Origin of the sequence: Cytobacillus sp. Hz8 (genome assembly GCF_042263505.1) — a bacterium.
Classification (GTDB): domain Bacteria; phylum Bacillota; class Bacilli; order Bacillales; family Cytobacillaceae; genus Bacillus_BE.
Map to the genome: position 1 here is coordinate 42,685 of NZ_JBHKFI010000016.1, position 17,514 is coordinate 60,198.

Below are 17,514 nucleotides of genomic sequence, written 5' to 3' on the forward strand. Positions count from 1 at the left end.
TCTTATTGATATGTTCGCAAGATTGTTGTTTTTACGAACTGGCTTGAATTTCCGGCTTTGCTGTCCGAATCGGGCCCTCTTTCGGGCTCGTTTGCTTAAATTTACATCCAAACAGTCCTAATAGATAATTCATTTTCTCATCAAATAAACTAATCATTTAATCCCTTTCCATTGAGAATTTGCTGAATATATTTTCCTACCCTTGATTCGCGAGTTTTGGATTGCTTGGGTTTAGAAAAGTAAAGAATGTATGCCCTTGCCGTCCCGGGGTCAATGCTTCAAAAACCATTTTTAAGGTGGGGATTTCATCAAATTTAGTTTGCAATTCCTCTGGAATGATGAATTCTGTATTCTCTTTAAAATTCACTCAAACAATATCTAGTCTCCCCTGCCTTCTTCACCTTTAAAATCGAAATCAACATCGTTCTTTTTATCCTCTAATCATTAACAAAAACACATCTATAGTAACTGTTCTAACAAATTCAAAGTTGTTAAACTATTAATACTCACCCAGAATCTACCAAAAAGTATATTCTATTAGGAGGGAAATAGATGGAGCAAAAATTGCATTTAATTCCACATCAGGTGAATGCAGAACTCGAAGTAGTATCTGAGGTGCCAGAAGGTGTTGAGATGATTGCGGCTCCAAAAATCTGGGAGATTACAAAAGGGAAGGGAATCACGGTTGCCATATTGGACACAGGGTGTGATATCACCCATCCTGATTTGAGCGAGAGAATTATAGGCGGACGGAATTTCACCAATGATGATCAAGGAAATCCTAATGGATACACTGACTATAATGGCCACGGAACCCATGTAGCCGGCACAATTGCTGCTAGTCATAACGGTAGAGGAGTAGTTGGTGTTGCACCGGAAGCAAATTTACTGATCTTAAAGGTACTTGATAAAAATGGATCGGGGCAATACGAATGGATTATCAATGGAATTAACTATGCAATTGAACAAAAGGCAGATATAATCTCCATGAGTCTCGGCGGACCAATAGACGTACCTGAGTTACATGAAGCGATTCAAAACGCAGTCAATCATCAAATTCTAGTCGTTTGCGCCGCTGGAAATGAGGGTGATGGGCAGGAATCTTCAGATGAATATGCCTATCCTGGCTCCTATAATGAGGTTATCAGCGTTGGGGCCATTAATCTGAAACGCCGCTCTTCCGAATTTTCAAATTCAAACAATGAAGTCGACTTAGTAGCTCCTGGTGAAGAAATCCTTTCAACCTATTTAAATGGGAAATACGCAAAACTTAGTGGAACCTCTATGGCCACACCGCATATATCCGGTGGACTTGCGCTTATAAAAGATACTGTCAATAAAAGCTTTGAACGAAATCTGACAGAGCCTGAGCTTTATGCCCAATTAATTAAGAGGACCGTGCCACTAGGAAACTCACCAAAACTCGAAGGCAATGGAATGCTTTACTTAACAACATTGGATTACTTATCGGATTTATTCAAACAAAAAATATCTGCTCAGATGTTGAATATATAATTATTTTTGAGTGTGCCTCAGTTTTTTTACAATTGTATGGACTCGCTCAACAAAAAAGGAAAGCCTTTAAAAATGGGCTTTCCTTCTTTATTGAATATACACATTATAACTAATACAAATTCATAATATTCCGTTATCAGCATCCGTGAAATCCCCAATTCTCTTACACCATTTCATACAGTTTCATTTGACTATCTATTTGAGGCTCATTTTGTTTAGGGATGACATAATGATATTCTCCTTGATTATTTTGCGTTCTTGCTTTGACATTGTCCGCAAGAATCGTTGCCAGAATAGTTTTAATACTCTTTTTGATTTTCCCTTCATATACGGGAAAAAGAATTTCCACTCTTTTATCCATATTTCGAGTCATCATATCTGCTGAAGACAAGAATATCTTTTCTTCGCCATTTTGATGGAAAAAGTAAATGCGACTATGCTCTAAAAAACGCCCGACTAAACTTCTAACTGAAATATTTTCACTTACTCCCTTTATTCCAGGACGCAAGCAACAAATACCACGGACGATTAAATCAATCTTGACTCCTGCAATAGATGCTTCATAGAGTTTCAAAATCAGATCTTTATCCGTTAGGGAATTCATTTTTGCAATGATTTTTCCATTTCCATATTGTTTTTGATAGTCCATTTCTGTTTGAATAAGGTGCAAAAAATCCTTTCGAATATCAAACGGAGAAACAGATAGATGATGATATTTCGGTTTCTCTGTATATCCACTTAAATAATTAAAAAAGTTTGTTGCATCAATGCCAAATCTCTTTTTAGAGGTAATCAATCCTATATCTGTATAACTTTTAGCCGTAGCATCATTGTAATTACCTGTACCCAAGTGAACAAATCGCTGAATATTATGGTTATTCCTTCTTACAACTAGTGTGATTTTACTATGTGTCTTCAAACAAGAGATTCCATAGATTACGTGGCATCCTGCTTTTTCCAATTCCTTTGCCCATTGGACGTTATTCTCTTCATCAAATCGTGCCTTCAATTCAACCAGCACAGTAACCTGTTTCCCATTTTCAGCTGCTTTTTCAAGAGCCTTAATAACAGGTGAATCACCGCTAACTCGATAAAGCGTCTGCTTGATTGCTAGAACATCAGGATCAATCGCTGCTTGGGTAACAAAGTCAATAACAGGCTCAAATGACTCGTATGGATGATGCAGCAGGATATCATGTTTAATAACGGTTTCAAAAATGTTTCTATTTAGCTGTAATTCCTCTGGTATTTTAGGAGGCATCGCTTCATACAGTAATTGCTCTTTCTCTCTCGAAAAAGCTTTATAAAAATGAAACAGAAAAGTCAAATCCAGCAAACCAGGGATCATGAAGGTATCATGTTCATGAATTTCAAGTTCATTTTGAAGATAGTGTAAGATAAAATCATGACAAGTATTGGATTTAATTTCAAGCCTTATCGCTGCCCCCCATTTGCGTTTTTTAATCTCTTCTTCTATTTCCCTTAATAAATCTCTTGCTCCTTCTTCGTGAATCGTCATGTCGGCGTTTCGTGTTATCCGAAATTGAGTAATTGCTTTAATTTTATGACCAGTAAAAAGCTTTTCAATATAATAGCTAATGACGTCTTCTAGCATGACGATAGAAACCTTTTTCTGAATAGATGGAAGTCGAATAAAACGATCTAATACAGATGGAACTTGGACGATTGCTAGTTTTTCTCCACTATTATCCAAATCAAAAATGTCTTCAAGTAAAACAGCGAGATTTAGACTTCTATTTAAGAGCATTGGAAAAGGTCGATAAGCATCTATTGCCATAGGTGTTAAAACAGGGAATATATTTACATCAAAATATTCTTCAAGGTAATTCCTTGAAGACTCTGAAAGCTGGTCAATTTGATCTACAAATTCAATTCCCTCATCCAGCAGCTCAGGGTAAATTTCTTTAAACGTTTCATACTGCAATTCTACCAATTTATGCGTTTTCTCAGAAATTGCTGCAAGCTGTTCTTTAGGCGTTAAGCCCGCTTTATTATCTGGTTTATTAAAACCTGCCTGCAATTGATCCTTAAGGCCAGCTACTCGAACCATAAAAAATTCATCTAAATTAGAACTAAATATTCCTAAAAACTTTGTCCGTTCTAATAGAGGATTATCAAAATCCATCGCCTCTTCAAGTACTCTTTCATTAAATGCAATCCAGCTTAATTCCCTGTTATTGAAAAATAATGGATTGTCTAATTGCATTTTATTTGAAATCGTATTTATCACGAGTTACACATCCTTAACGCTTTGAATATTCTAAATTTTATAAATATATTAATATATTTTTATAATATCACTTCTTTTATTAAGGACATGTAAATATTGTGTAAATTTTTAATTAATTGCTAATATTAACTATGGAAGGAAATAAAAATTCTTCTTTTCAACAATTTTTCTAAAAACTTTTTTTGCTGATTAGCCTGATATTCTTCTAATTTCCATCCCTTTTCACAGGTTACCTCTAAATGAATTTGATCAGGTTCAGCAGTCATTGCAATTTCTTCTACGATGTTCCGCTTGGTACTATTCAGACTCCATGCTAATTTTAAAATGGACCCAAGAATCCTCATTTTTTTTTGCTCGGCTTTAGAAAACCATTTCTGAAATGGGTCAACCAGTTGGACAAATAAGTCCTTATTTTTATATGATGCAATAAGAGCAAGTTTAATCCGCTCTTTATGGTTCATTCCATCAATCATACGGTTAGTCAGCAGGAAAAAGGTATGTTCGCTTCTGGCTTCAAAAGAGATGATTTCACCAAAATTATAAATGGATGCTCCCTTCATTAAATAAAACAAATCCTCTTCTGAGAAGTCGACTAGACCTGAATTTTTGAGATCGATAAAAATGGATGCAGAGATCTTGGATAACTGACCCGCAAAGTTCTGATTAACCTTAAAATCCTGAGCAAGTTCAAATAGACTTTGTTCAATCACATTTTGAAACGTTTTGCCACCACTTAACCGCATGAGGTCCTTACAAAAGATTCCATCGCGCAGCCCTTTTTTACTGACCAGAAAAACAGGAGCTTCCGTAATAACCACAAGCGATTCAAACACTTCAATACCAGGTATAATAATATCGGCACGATCATTTGATAAACCATCGACCTTCAGTAATTGCATGTAAGATAAGTTCGATAAATAATGATTTAATTCATGAATATCAGCCAAATTCATTTGATATTGATGGATATCCTTTAAAGGATATTTACAAATTCCTTGATGGATTTGTGCCATGTTTCTGGCGCTTCCACCTATCGCAATCACAGGAACTCCCTTATTATGCAACCAATTAAGCGACTCAAAGTTTCTTTTGATAAATGCACTGATTTGCTCTTTCTCCTTAACTGTAGGGATATCACCAGAAATAAATTGCTTTTTCAGTGAGAGAACTCCAAAAGGAAAACTATGATAATCTTGCATCTCTCGATTTTTAAAATAGGTTATTTCTGTACTTCCCCCACCAATATCTATGGTAATTGCCTCGTCAATGGAAAAAGAGAGGATGATAGCTAAATTTCCATAATAGGCTTCTTCATATTCAGATAAAATCCTCATTGAAAAATCCGTTTTATTTGATACCTCTTCGAGAATTTCCTCTTGATTATTTGCCTGACGTATAGTGGCCGTCGCAACACACTTCACTTCTTTTATTTTGTGATGTCTTGTCACTTCCTGAAAGCTTAATAGGATATTAATTAATTTTGTAATGCCGCTTTCGGACAAGTTTCCTTCTAGAGTTAAGTCTTCGCGCAATCGAACTACCATCTTGACATTTTCAATTTCCTTTAATCTCCCGTTCGTGTCACGCTTATAGATCACGAGTCGCATCGTATTTGACCCAATATCAATAATTCCATACTTAGCATACAATTCGCATCATCTTCCTTTTAAAAATAGGGTTTCTACAGTAGAACAAATGATAATATTAATTTTAGGATAAGATTAGCCGATTATCTATAACATTTACATAATTTTTACAATATATCGTATTGCATCTGCCTTTATGGCAGGACTGTTTCATGTAATTTGAATCTACTTTCAGAAAACAAAAAAACCGCCTTTACCAATCATAAAAGATGATAATAGGCGGCTTTTATGGATTAATTTTGAGATAAAGCGACTTCAGAAACCTCAACATTTCCTATGAGATTTTCTAATCTTTCCTTTAAATCCTTTCTTACTTTCTTTATGTCACCTTTTGGAGCATGGATTTTATGTTTGTTGATTTTTAATTGAGAAATCCATATTTCTACTTTATTTATTTCATGTATTTGATGCAGAATTTTCTTATGATAATCCTCTTCGTTTTCAAAATGATCTCCAATGGTCCCATTTAAGAAATCATAGAGATCCCTTAGAGATTTTGATTTTTTTTGAATAGAATAAAGTAATTTAATGGCTCCTTCCGACGTTTTTTCCACTTCTTCTACTGTTTGCTGATAGTCTTGAACTAGCTGATTAAAGCGATCTTCATATTCATTAAGCCTATCTATCTTTTTCAATTGGACAACATAAGGAACCAGTTCCCGTTCCAGAAAAAGTTCCACCTTATGGTGATACTGCTCATTTAATATAGAAGGGACCTTTAATGAAATTTCCTTTCTTTGCTTCTTTCGTTTTTTTGAAAGAAAAGGGGCCATCGCTAAATAGAGGTTTTTTTCATCCCCATCTTGATTGGTTTTATTCAAAAATTCATCCGTTTCATGAATATTATTGAATAATCGATTAATCCTTTTTATTGAAAGTAGGATTTCACTGTTTTTTGAAACTCCCAAAAATTTAAGTGCTGTCCTAATTTTATGCCCTAGTACTCTTGCTGGCTCAACATCTTCCGTATCCTCTGATATATAACGATAACAGTGTTCACTGTATTCTTTAAACAGAGTTTCAAGTGATGCTTTCCAAGGTAAGGCTAGTTTCTCATTCCCAATATGAAGGCAATTTTCACAAAGCCACTTTGATTGGATCTGAATCAATGAACCATTGCTCTTACAAATCATGCACTGGGGTTTATTTACTTTCTTATTTTTCACTTTATTAGTACCGGATGCTTCTACTCCTTTACTGCTTTGATCTTGAATACGCACTTTGGCCTCACTGTTAGCTTCATTTCTTAAACCATCTGCACGGTCTGCTTTCATTTCCTCTTTCAGTGCCCTCTCAGCATTTAATTCTTTTTCGATAGCAGCGGCATTTTCATCTTTTTGAATCTTTTCATCACTTTTCGTATTATTCAAATCTCTCTCCCCATTTTCTATTTTTTATATTATCAGAATAGACACAATTTTCATAAATTGTCAATGTGCACCTGCTATTATCCAAGATTTATACACATATACTTTTTTACCCATCACCTGAAATATCATCCTCCTCTATCGTAATCTCTCTATAAGCAACCGATACTCAGTTGTCACTAAATAATTCCCCTAACAATTCACACTAACTTTTTAAATATGGGGCTTGAGACGCACAATTAGACAAATCAACAACTTATATGTTATCATAAAGTTGTCGCTTCGAATGATTAAGACGATCTATCACTTACAATCTATTAAAAAAGGAGGAGAAGCTACTTGATTCGATTCAAAAACATTGTCAAAAAATACCGCACCAAAACAATTATTAACGATTTTTCTTTACATGTTGAAGGTGGACAATTGGTTGTTTTTGTTGGACCCAGTGGTTGTGGGAAAACAACCCTATTAAAAATGATTAATAAGCTAATCGAACCAACGTCAGGAAAAATCTACGTAAATGGCAAAGACATTTCCACCATTAATTCGATCGAATTAAGAAGAAATATTGGATATGTCATTCAAAATACGGGACTATTTCCACACATGTCGATAAAAGAAAATCTAGAACTAATTCCGAAGCTAAAAGGAGAAAAGGACTCCGCTCAAATTACCCAAAAAACGATGGAATTGATGCAAATGGTTGGCATGAATCCAGAAGAATTTTTACATCGTTATCCAAATGAGCTGAGTGGTGGACAGCAGCAAAGAATTGGTGTTGCCAGAGCTTTTTCAACAAATTCAGACATCATTTTGATGGATGAACCTTTTAGTGCCCTAGACCCAGTCACACGCGGCTCCTTACAAGAAGAGCTTTTTCAAATGCAAAAGGAATACAATAAAACGATCATTTTCGTCACACATGATATGGATGAAGCAATTAAGATTGCTGATAAAATTTGCTTATTAAAAGATGGTAATATTCTGCAGTTTGATACCCCTGAGAATATCTTAAGAAATCCCGCAAATGACTTTGTAGAAAACTTCATCGGCAAAAGAAGAGTCTGGAATAACCCTGAGTTATTAAAGTCTAGAGATATTATGATTCACAACCCTGTGAAAATTATCCCACAAAGAAATGTCCTTCAAGCAATTGAGATCATGAAAGACAATAAAGTAGACAGCTTATTAGTAACCGATAAAAACAATGCCCTTTTGGGGTTAGTCACATTAAAAGGGATACAACTGCTTAAGCGAAATTCGATCATTGGAGAAATCATGGAGCGAAATGTTCTTTCTGTCCGGGATGACGCTAATCTAATCTCCGTTTTGTTCACGATGAATGAACATAAAACTGGTTATATTCCCGTGGTCAATGAAAACAATCAATTGATTGGACTTATCACGAGAAGCAGCATTTTATCCGCTCTAAGTAGTCAATTAATAGATTTGGAGGTGACCTTCTAATGGGTGATTTTTGGACATATCTATTAACGAACTATCAACAAATTTTTCATTTATTAGTCCAACATCTTTTCCTAAGTGTTGTATCCGTGTTAATTGCCATTGTGATTGGAATTCCACTCGGCATTCTTATTTCAAAAGAGCAAAATCTCGCCAAGCCAGTAATCGGAACTACCAATGTCATTCAAGCAGTACCAAGCCTGGCGCTGCTCGGTTTCCTTATTCCTTTTATCGGGATTGGCAGTACTCCGGCAATTGTGATGGTGGTTCTGTATTCACTTCTCCCAATCGTCAAAAATACCTATACTGGTTTGACTAATATTGATGCTGATATTTTGGAAGCAGCGAAAGGGATTGGTTTAACCCAAGGGCAGACAATGCGAAAGGTACAATTACCGTTAGCCTTACCTATGATTATGGCAGGAATCAGAATTTCAGCCGTAACAGCAGTCGGTTTGATGACAATTGCCGCTTTCGTGGGCGCTGGCGGTCTTGGCTATCTCGTGTTCTCTGGTGTGCAAACTGTTGATAATAATATGATTTTAGGAGGAGCCATTCCTGCATGTTTACTTGCATTGTTCATTGACTATATTGTAGGGAAATTGGAGACTTCCCTTTCTTACACTAACAAACAACGGGCTTCCAAAGCAGCCGTTCAAACAAGCAAATCTTTATCTAAAAAAATCCTTGTCGGTTTCAGCGCCCTCATTATCGTGGCCATCGGTGTTGCCATGTTTTTATCTCCAACGAAAGCAGAAAATAAAATTGTGATTGGCTCTAAGAATTTCAGCGAGCAATTAATTCTCGGAAACATGCTGGCGGATTTAATTGAAGATAAGACCGACTTGGTTGTCGAAAGAAAATTAAATCTTGGTGGAACCCAAGTTGCTTTTAATGCGCTTAATAATGGGGATATCGATGCATATGTCGAATACACGGGAACTGGATTGGTGGACATCCTGAAGGGGCCTCAGCAGAGTGATCCTGATCAAGTCTATCAATATGTTCAAAAGAAATTTAATGAAAAATATGGGATTGAGCTATTAGATCCAATTGGTTTTAATAACACGTATGCAATAGCAGTTCGCCAAGACACTGCTAAAAAGTATAATCTGAACACCATTTCCGATCTTGCAAACATAAGCAAAGACCTGACTTTTGGTCCAACAATCGAGTTTCCCAACCGGGAGGATGGATTGATTGGTCTTTCAAAAGCATATGATATCCATTTTAAAGAAGTAAAAGCAGTCGATGGCGGCCTACGTTATACCGCCTTGGACAACCATAAAAGCGATGCGATTGATGCATTCTCAACGGATGGCTTGATTGAGGCATTTCATTTAAAAGTTCTCAAGGATGACAAAAATTTCTTTCCGCCATACTATGCAGTTCCAATTCTCAAGACTGAAACTTTAGAAAAATACCCTGAACTTCGTAAGGTCATAAATTCTCTTGCAGGAAAACTTTCGGATGCAAAAATGCGCGAGCTCAATTATAAAGTGGACAGTCTCAAGCAATCCCCGGCCAAAGTAGCACATGAATTCCTAGAAAAAGAAGGATTGCTCAAATAATCACATAAGCTTATATTGAAAAAACCGGTTCTTCATTAAAGGAAGGGCCGGTTTTTTCTATACTTATATATTCATTTTTTTCACTGCCATAACAAAATAGACTCATGGCAATCATACTTTAATCATTCATAAAATTTCGGACACGTTCATAAGCAATCTGATTCCCAATCACTAGCAAAACATCACCTTCTAAAATCAAAGCATAGGGTCCAGGAGAAAGGGTTAACTCCCCTCCCCTTTTTATTCCGATGACAGTCCCGCCAGTGTTTTGCCAGAACATTACATCTGAGAGAGTTTTCCCTACATGACTGCAGTCTGCTTTCACTTCAAACTCCATTGGCGTCAATGGCTGTGTATGGCGCAGCTTTGTTGAGTAATCGATAATTTTCCGAATTGTTTCATTCAATTGTTCGTCAAGCCTGCTCCGCTCCTCCATTAAGAAATACATATTCTTTTCTAAATCCTTCATGCTTTCCAAACTGGTAAAGAGGCTTATGTATTTAAAAGCATTTTCACGGGAAGATATGACGATTCCGCTTCCCACTGTTGATCGGACAATCTCAACATCTTCCAAGATCTTAATGGCCCGTCTAACCGTTTCGGGGGAAACCTTGTATTCGCTCGCCAAAGTGGACCTGCCATAGATCTTTTCGCCCTCTTTAAATTTCCCGTCATGTATACGATGTGCCAAATCAATTGCGATTCGCTCATAAGTAGGTATTTTCGCCCTCTGATTCATAGTAACCTCCTCCACCATTTACTAAGCAACTAATGAATGACAACTTCACATGAGAATGAATGATTAGTTTTTTCCTGCTTAGCTATTCTCTTTATGATGATTTCTTCTTTTATATTTTTGCATGTTTAAAACTAGCCTTGAAACACAATAGTCAAATCTATTCATTAAAATGATTCACCCATTTAACTTTATTAACAAACGCCTTTTAAGCCGCAAGTTTTCTCATTTCAATGATAGTTTTTTGCCCCTATATGTAACTCTTTAGTAGCTGATTTTGAAACCTCTATGTGCTCTATATAAAAAGCAAAAATGTTAGTTTTAAAATATTGATTTGGATATACTTGCAAACCTTATCCCATTTTTTATTATGACCATAGCATAATTTTATTACAACTTTCCTCATGAATCTATTAATTTTCTCTTATATGAGTGCCTAGAAACTGCTGAATTTTTTTGTTTCACAAAAGCAGAACCTAACTCCATATGGAATTTTGGCTCTGTCTTATTATTTTCTCTCCTTAATTTTTATCAAATTTATTTTCTAAATCCTCGATAATTTTCTATAGAAATTAAAACAGCTACAAAAAAAGGCACTGCCATTTCGTTTATTGGATGTGCAGCAACAGCGCCATGGTATAAAATTTTTATGTCTATTTATCATCCGGACTTTTATCTCGATGCCAGCCATAATGAAAACCGTTGTGCCCACCAAAGCGTGGATCTCGATTATTCGGATTGTGCTGCTCATGAGCCATTTTCCCGGAGCGCATACCATGGAATCCCGGGTCGAAAAATCCTCTACGCATAGCCATGAGCCGTTCAAATTGTTCATTTCCCATACGAGAACGAGCGGCACGCAACCACTCAACCCGCTCATTATCATCTACTTCAACGCCAAGTTGAGACTCCAAAGTTGTGATTATTCGGTCCAGATATACTCCGAACGTCTCCTGTTCCTCTTCATTAAGACAGTTAAAAATATTATCAAAATCAGGTTCTTCTTTTTTGTTTTCGTTTCTGCCTTTTTCCGTAAATCCCACCAGCATTACTCGTTTATCTTCCTCTGACAGAACACGAGTGACATAGCCGCTATTCTGCAGCTTATTAAGCAATTCATTGAGCGATTGCTGACGGATACCCAACAAATAAGAAAGGTCCTTCGTAGAAATTTCCTCCTGCAGCTTTAGAATTCCCAGAACCCTTCCCTGTCCTCGAGTTGAGTCAGCTGTTGGTCCGTATTGGGCATGATTAAAAAGATGGTGGCGCTGCAAAAGTCATTGAAGCTTTAACATCTTTTCATAAAGTTCGTTGAAGTTATTTTCCATTTAATAAATCCTCCTTAAGCAATTTATAACAGGTACCTTTATCATTATATTACAGGTACCTGTTATAAATTTTTTTGTTAATTCATAAAGAAAGTGATAATAACTCACTCTTTTATTAGGAAGAACAATTTAACTGAAAATTATGGCACTATTTATACAAAACTAGTGTCTTCAACTATCTTAATTTAGTTACTTATTCGGCTTGACTATGTATATTAGATGGTACCTGTCACCACCCAAATTTTCTTGTTTCACGATTTTATTCCTCAAAAAAACAGAGCCTAACTCCAAATGGAATTTTGGCTCTGTTTTGTTATTTTGATATGAATTCTGAAAAGCATGGCAGTCATTAAAAACTTGGTTTATATATATTATTCAGTTTATGCATTATTCTAATCTGGATTTTAAAATCTCATTCATTGATACTTTGTTAATCTTTTTCTTGCTTAAAGCCTTAGAAATTTTATAAGTAAATCAGAAGATAATGAGAGAAAAAAAACAAAATTTGTTTTTCACTTTCATTAAATATCCAAAGTATCAAGTAAAAGAGTATATCCCAAATCCACTATATATAATGATTGATCCCCCTTGTTTGTCCTTCTAACCACATTTCGTCATTTGAACTATACTCTCAACGTAAAATGTCTATCAAAATATATTTATATGTTAATAAGGAGATCGGGTAATTTTTATTCTAAAAATTATGCATTATAGGCTGACCCATAAAAAAGTCATCTATAAAGACCTTATGGGATAGCCTCTTATTTTTATTTCTTTAAAATATATTCCTTATTATTTTTCGAAATAATTTTGGCTCTTATTGTCTTTCCACAGATTTGCTTTCCTTCCTTTTTGCTAATACCTGTAGGAATACTGCCAATCCAAATTTTACCTTCCTTTACAAAAGTTCCCTTTACACCTTTCCTTGTAAACTCTAAAACTTTTAAACTCACTTCCCCAATAAATTCCGGAAGTGTTTCTTTTTCTTCAGCTTCTGGTTCTTCATATGTGTCTTTAAAAACTACCTTACTTTGATCAACAGGACTGTTGTTGTTCTCCCCAAGTATAACTTGACTAACCCTATTTTCCGCTGATAGCTTAGGTTCCCCTAATATTTCAAATAAAGTTTTCCCGGTTTCAAACAATGAAACAGGAGTTCTTCTTCCATTAAATTTATAACATTTCACCTGGAACTTATCCATTTTATTCAGCAGATTTAATATTGCCTTTGCATCGATATATGCATCCACTTGTGGGCCAAATTGAAAAATATCCATAGAAGATAATCCAGCATTTTTATTATCGACTTTTCCATTTAAATAATAAGTACCTGTATTAGGATCTTGTTGAACAAAGCTTGGAATAAAATCTTTAAAATACGAATTGGCAACGCTATTTCTTACATTTTTCTTTTTAATAATTATAGGAAGTTCTTCTCCGGCATAATCATCTTTAACAGACAAATCAAGTGCTATAATTTGTTCAAATCCGAATCCGCCGTAAAATTTAACCTTATGCGTAACCTGGTTTTCTCCTAAAGTATTATTTTCTTCTATTCTAAACTTTGCCTCACGTTCATGCCAATTAATGGGATCTTGAATTTTAACGATGCCCTTTTTACTTACAACTCTATCAAAATGACCTGTAATTGGTCGAAAATCTACATCTCCACTTTCAATAATATTAGACCAATCAATTACACTATTGGCATTTTGTAATTGTCCCATTCCCATCCCTTCGACAAAGAAATCCCAGATATAATTTAATTTGCGACCAGCACTTAATGCTTTTTGGTAAGATAATTTTTGATATTCCGTAGCGAGTGAACTATTTGCTCTGTTTCCTTCTAAAACACTTAAATAATATAAAACATATAAATAATAGTACGGTCTTGGATCATTTAACTTATCCTTTTCTTCAAGTTCCTTCCATTTTAAAGCCACTATTATTCCTTTATCGACAGATTGACTCGAATACTTAGCTAATTGCAGCCATCTATTATAAATGGATATACGTCGCTGCCGTGCCTGATATTTATTGATATCGAAGCTATGTTCTATAATGTCATCCAGCAAATGTAAAATTTCTTCTACCTCTTTGGCTGGAATATCCTTATAGTAACTACTTCCATCAGCCGATTGGAACCGATATTTACCAAATCTAGCATTGACCAATCCGTGTTTTGCACTAATGATTTCAGAGGCCGACCCATTATTTTTTAACAAATATTCAATTCTATTAGTGTAATACTCAATCGCTTGTCCAAATTGATTCATCATGATGTTAGAACGATATTCATTCAACAAGTTAGAATATATACTCCTTGTATTATCATCTAATTCAACACCATCCAGAGCACTAATCAATCCCTCAATATCGGTTCTATATTGTTGCTGTTTTGGAGATAATGCAGCCAGTTGATCAACTGAATTAATTCCCTTTTTGCGGTACACAAAGTATAAGTAGTCCATAAGAAGATTCATTTGTGAAGTTAAGGCATAATCAGGACTGCCTGTTTGTCCAGCTAATGAAAAGATACTTATTATTTTGTCAATTTCATCTTCAAAATTAGAGAACTCTGAATCTGGCAACTCTTCTTTGATTCGTACCAATTTATCCCACTTGTCCTTTAAAACAGCACGCTTTGTTTGACCATGCATATGATAAACTCTGGAATCTTGACCACCGCACATTTCCATATATTCCATAGATTTTTCACTATATTCGGTAGCAAGTCCAACATTACCAATTCCAGCACTATATTTTGAACACAATCTGCTTAAGTGCCCATAAAAATGCGCAGTCATCATATAAATCTGCTGATATTCTTTCGGATCCACTTCATCCGCAAGTTTTGCCGATAACGTTGCCAATTTTAACAATATTTCCTTTTTCTTTGGTGACAATGGAACCTCTTCAATAATTTTTGAAAAATCCGACTGGTTCATGTCATATCCAATCCGATTCTTTATAAATACCTTTTCCAAGATCACATGATAGGCATCCGCAAATTTTTCCTTGCATTCTTCAAATATTGCTTCGATTAGTTCAGTCGCCAAATCAGCCAATTTTTCACGATACGGCTCACCATATAAATACTGACTGCATTTATCTAGTAAATTTTGGCTGATTAAATAATGTTTTGGCCGATATACAATCATTTCTTGATTATTTGGTATATAAAAAGCACTTTTTATAGATTCATTTGTGTTTATGTAATTGCTTCTCGGATTTAAACCTAAATATTTATTGACAAAAACAGCAGGTAAACTTTCCTGTCCATAAATATCACACAATGCCATAAAGGCAATTGCCTTTATCTCCTTTTCCCCATGTGTAATATTTGCTATGACTCGTTCTGCATATCCATCAATTCCGTTAAAGTGCTTGTCCATATAATAAAGAGCAATCATAAACGGACATCTCATGGAACTAATATCTTGCCTGATAAAATTATCATACCCTGCATCTTTTAACTCCAAATCATCCTTTGATAATGGACTATACTCTTTAATAAATCTTCTAATTTGCCTTTCAGAATCAGAAGTAATTGCGGAAAATGGTAATTTCTGCGCATTATAACGTTCACCATTTTGTCTGACAGCTGCAATAAGTACACAAGCTCTCGGAGTTTCTTTTATAATGGTTTCCAACTCTGCAATATTCTCAAAGTATTCGTCCGCTAAAACGACCACACCTTTTGATAAATAATCATACAAATCTGTAATGATCTTTGAGATACGGTTCTTATCAAAACGATGAATAAGAAGAACAGGATAATCCGAATGCAATTCCCAGCCTATCCGCCGTAATAAAGTTGAACCTCCGATACCAGGCGTATGTTCCAAATAGAAGACTTTATCTTTATTGGCATCCGGGATACGTCCAAGTTGGGTCTTAATTTTATGGATCATTCTATAAAACTCATTTTGCGGAATAAGATCGGCTGTCTCTTTACTTGCAAATGCACACCACGGTGCATTTCCTCCCCGATAAAAATCGCTTATTAATTCCTTTGCCTTTTTTTGTTCTTCTTGGCCGCATCCTTTATAAAGCACTTCAAAATAAGTCTCAACATTTTGCGCTTGATTGATTGATAACTCTTTATAACCATCATTAGAAGGCAAAAGTGTATCTGTACTCACATCTTCTCTCTTTGTAAAAGTAACCTCATATTCCTTTAATCCTCTGAAAAAGCTGTCAAGATCACTCTGGATAAATTGAAAACGATTGCTGTAATCATAGTTGTATCGCAAATAAGATGAGAAAATATTGCGTTCTAAATTTTGTATAGTGTCATTACTCCAGTAATAGATGCCGGAAAACGCGTATGAAACGGAGTCCAATTCTTCTTCACATACTTTTAATAAGTCTTGGGCAATTTGATCATCTGGATGTAAATAGACGATTGTAACCGGATTTAATTTTTGTGCAACTTTTTGCAAAATCTCTTTAAATATTGCCGATACTTTAGAATGGTACTTATTAAATTTTCCAGTATAAAATGGGATTTTTGTCGGTAATACTTTTAAGATATTTGAGTGCTGCTCATCATGAGATGGTGTAACCAATTGACCACATTTAAACCATTGAGTAATGCCCTTTTTCAGTATTGCCGATTCTGCAGTTTCTTTTGTTAATAATTGAGGATGAATTTGACTATGATTTACAACTGATTGGAGCCCGCCATACTCCGTATAACCATCAAAGTCAATCACAATATCCCAAGGCATATTCGCTAATATTGCTCTTTGATCACCTGGAATATCATTTAACGACCCAGCCACTAGAATAGTTGTTCTATGATTGAAATTCAGATTGTTTGTATGACTAAAAAAAGCCTGCATATCACAATGAATATCATCTGGATATGTAAATCTTGACAATTGTGATTCGTAATCACTATCCATGAAGATAATCATATCTCTGATGATGTTATAACATCTTATGGCAGATAAGCATGTTGCGATATCCCCGCTATGAGTCAACTTACTTCTAACAGGCCGGTCTTCCAGTAATACACTTAAGTTGATTCGATTACCTTCATTATTTTCAGCTAAGATAGCTTGTAGAATCTCTGTAACTTCATTGGCATTTCCTTTATACTCAAACCACGACTGACCTAATTTTTTGGAATTAAATTGCCTCGTTACTGTGTTTACCGGCCCGAAAGAATAAGTCGATATGATATGTTTACATAAAAAATCCGCAACGCAAAAAAGTGATAATTTCGTTGCGAAATTATCTTCGTAATCATCAATAGCTAATTTGAGTTCTGAATCACCGTGTAGAGATTCACCCAAAAACTCTTGTTGTATTTCCGTTTGTAATATTTTACTATACTTACTATGTTGGCTTTTATACCATTCGGCCACTTTCCTTAATTTACTTTGATAGGTTGGCAGTAAGAAATACTTACTTCCTTTCTCGCTTTGAATTTCTTCACAATAATTTCGCATACCATCACTCCCTACACAATAAATTCCTTACCATATTATAACATTTAAATATTTTAATTACAGATTTATTTATTATCTCTAATTCACTAGAGTTGTATTAATTAGATTTCACTATTAAAAATACTCTGAATGTTCAATTTTATCATTTTGTGCAAAGAAAAAGTCCTTTATAATGGA

10 protein-coding genes and 1 pseudogene are annotated in these 17,514 nt (G+C 35.1%); 3 read left to right on the plus strand and 8 right to left on the minus strand.

All coding sequences use genetic code 11. The features are described 5' to 3' along the window. Positions 1-31 precede the first annotated feature (31 nt). Positions 32-157: a hypothetical protein gene (locus ACE38V_RS17210; RefSeq protein WP_375843144.1), complete on the minus strand. Its 126-nt coding sequence runs from the start codon at positions 155-157 to the stop codon at positions 32-34. Beyond that, positions 150-367 (minus strand): annotated as a pseudogene (locus ACE38V_RS17215) (YdeI/OmpD-associated family protein); the annotation flags it as partial. The pseudogene ACE38V_RS17215 and the gene ACE38V_RS17210, both read right to left, overlap by 8 nt. A gap of 185 nt (positions 368-552) precedes the next feature. Here ACE38V_RS17215 and ACE38V_RS17220 point away from each other — a divergent pair. After that, positions 553-1,515 carry a S8 family peptidase gene (locus ACE38V_RS17220; RefSeq protein ID WP_375843146.1) on the plus strand — a complete coding sequence of 321 codons (963 nt, stop codon included), beginning with the start codon at positions 553-555 and terminating at the stop codon, positions 1,513-1,515. 163 nt (positions 1,516-1,678) lie between these two features. Here ACE38V_RS17220 and ACE38V_RS17225 read toward each other — a convergent pair whose 3' ends face one another. The 3 genes from ACE38V_RS17225 to ACE38V_RS17235 form a co-directional block, all read right to left on the minus strand. Continuing rightward, positions 1,679-3,742 (minus strand): RNA degradosome polyphosphate kinase, encoded by a 2,064-nt coding sequence (locus ACE38V_RS17225; protein ID WP_375843246.1) that lies wholly within the window; start codon positions 3,740-3,742, stop codon positions 1,679-1,681. Between the two features lie 149 nt (positions 3,743-3,891). Continuing rightward, the gene (locus tag ACE38V_RS17230; protein WP_375843148.1) at positions 3,892-5,415 is read right to left on the minus strand and encodes a Ppx/GppA phosphatase family protein; all 1,524 of its coding nucleotides are present in this window, start codon (positions 5,413-5,415) and stop codon (positions 3,892-3,894) included. 230 nt (positions 5,416-5,645) lie between these two features. Next, positions 5,646-6,782, minus strand: coding sequence for a hypothetical protein (locus tag ACE38V_RS17235; RefSeq protein WP_375843150.1), 1,137 nt, complete (start codon positions 6,780-6,782; stop codon positions 5,646-5,648). Positions 6,783-7,118: 336 nt separating this feature from the next. On the opposite strand from ACE38V_RS17235, the gene ACE38V_RS17240 reads away from it, so the two are divergent. Next, positions 7,119-8,246 carry an ABC transporter ATP-binding protein gene (locus tag ACE38V_RS17240; protein ID WP_375843152.1) on the plus strand — a complete coding sequence of 376 codons (1,128 nt, stop codon included), beginning with the start codon at positions 7,119-7,121 and terminating at the stop codon, positions 8,244-8,246. Beyond that, positions 8,246-9,814, plus strand: coding sequence for an ABC transporter permease/substrate-binding protein (locus ACE38V_RS17245; protein ID WP_375843154.1), 1,569 nt, complete (start codon positions 8,246-8,248; stop codon positions 9,812-9,814). Before ACE38V_RS17240 ends, ACE38V_RS17245 begins: the two co-directional genes overlap by 1 nt. A 118-nt stretch (positions 9,815-9,932) precedes the next feature. Here the strand turns inward: ACE38V_RS17245 and ACE38V_RS17250 are convergent, their stop codons facing one another. From ACE38V_RS17250 to ACE38V_RS17260, 3 genes are all read right to left on the minus strand, one after another. Next, positions 9,933-10,553 (minus strand): GntR family transcriptional regulator, encoded by a 621-nt coding sequence (locus tag ACE38V_RS17250; protein ID WP_375843156.1) that lies wholly within the window; start codon positions 10,551-10,553, stop codon positions 9,933-9,935. Between the two features lie 650 nt (positions 10,554-11,203). Then, complete coding sequence (locus ACE38V_RS17255; RefSeq protein ID WP_375843158.1) at positions 11,204-11,824, minus strand: MarR family winged helix-turn-helix transcriptional regulator; 621 nt, start codon at positions 11,822-11,824, stop codon at positions 11,204-11,206. Positions 11,825-12,645: 821 nt separating this feature from the next. Then, the gene (locus ACE38V_RS17260) at positions 12,646-17,337 is read right to left on the minus strand and encodes a hypothetical protein (protein WP_375843160.1); all 4,692 of its coding nucleotides are present in this window, start codon (positions 17,335-17,337) and stop codon (positions 12,646-12,648) included. Between the last annotated feature and the right edge of the window lie 177 nt (positions 17,338-17,514).

Coding starts and splice junctions, on each gene's coding strand:
- ACE38V_RS17260 (WP_375843160.1), bottom strand. CDS start 17,337: ATGCGAAATTATTGTGAAGAAATTCAAAGCGAGAAAGGAAGTAAGTAT.
- ACE38V_RS17210 (WP_375843144.1), bottom strand. CDS start 157: ATGATTAGTTTATTTGATGAGAAAATGAATTATCTATTAGGACTGTTT.
- ACE38V_RS17245 (WP_375843154.1), top strand. CDS start 8,246: ATGGGTGATTTTTGGACATATCTATTAACGAACTATCAACAAATTTTT.
- ACE38V_RS17220 (WP_375843146.1), top strand. CDS start 553: ATGGAGCAAAAATTGCATTTAATTCCACATCAGGTGAATGCAGAACTC.
- ACE38V_RS17225 (WP_375843246.1), bottom strand. CDS start 3,742: ATGCAATTAGACAATCCATTATTTTTCAATAACAGGGAATTAAGCTGG.
- ACE38V_RS17250 (WP_375843156.1), bottom strand. CDS start 10,553: ATGAATCAGAGGGCGAAAATACCTACTTATGAGCGAATCGCAATTGAT.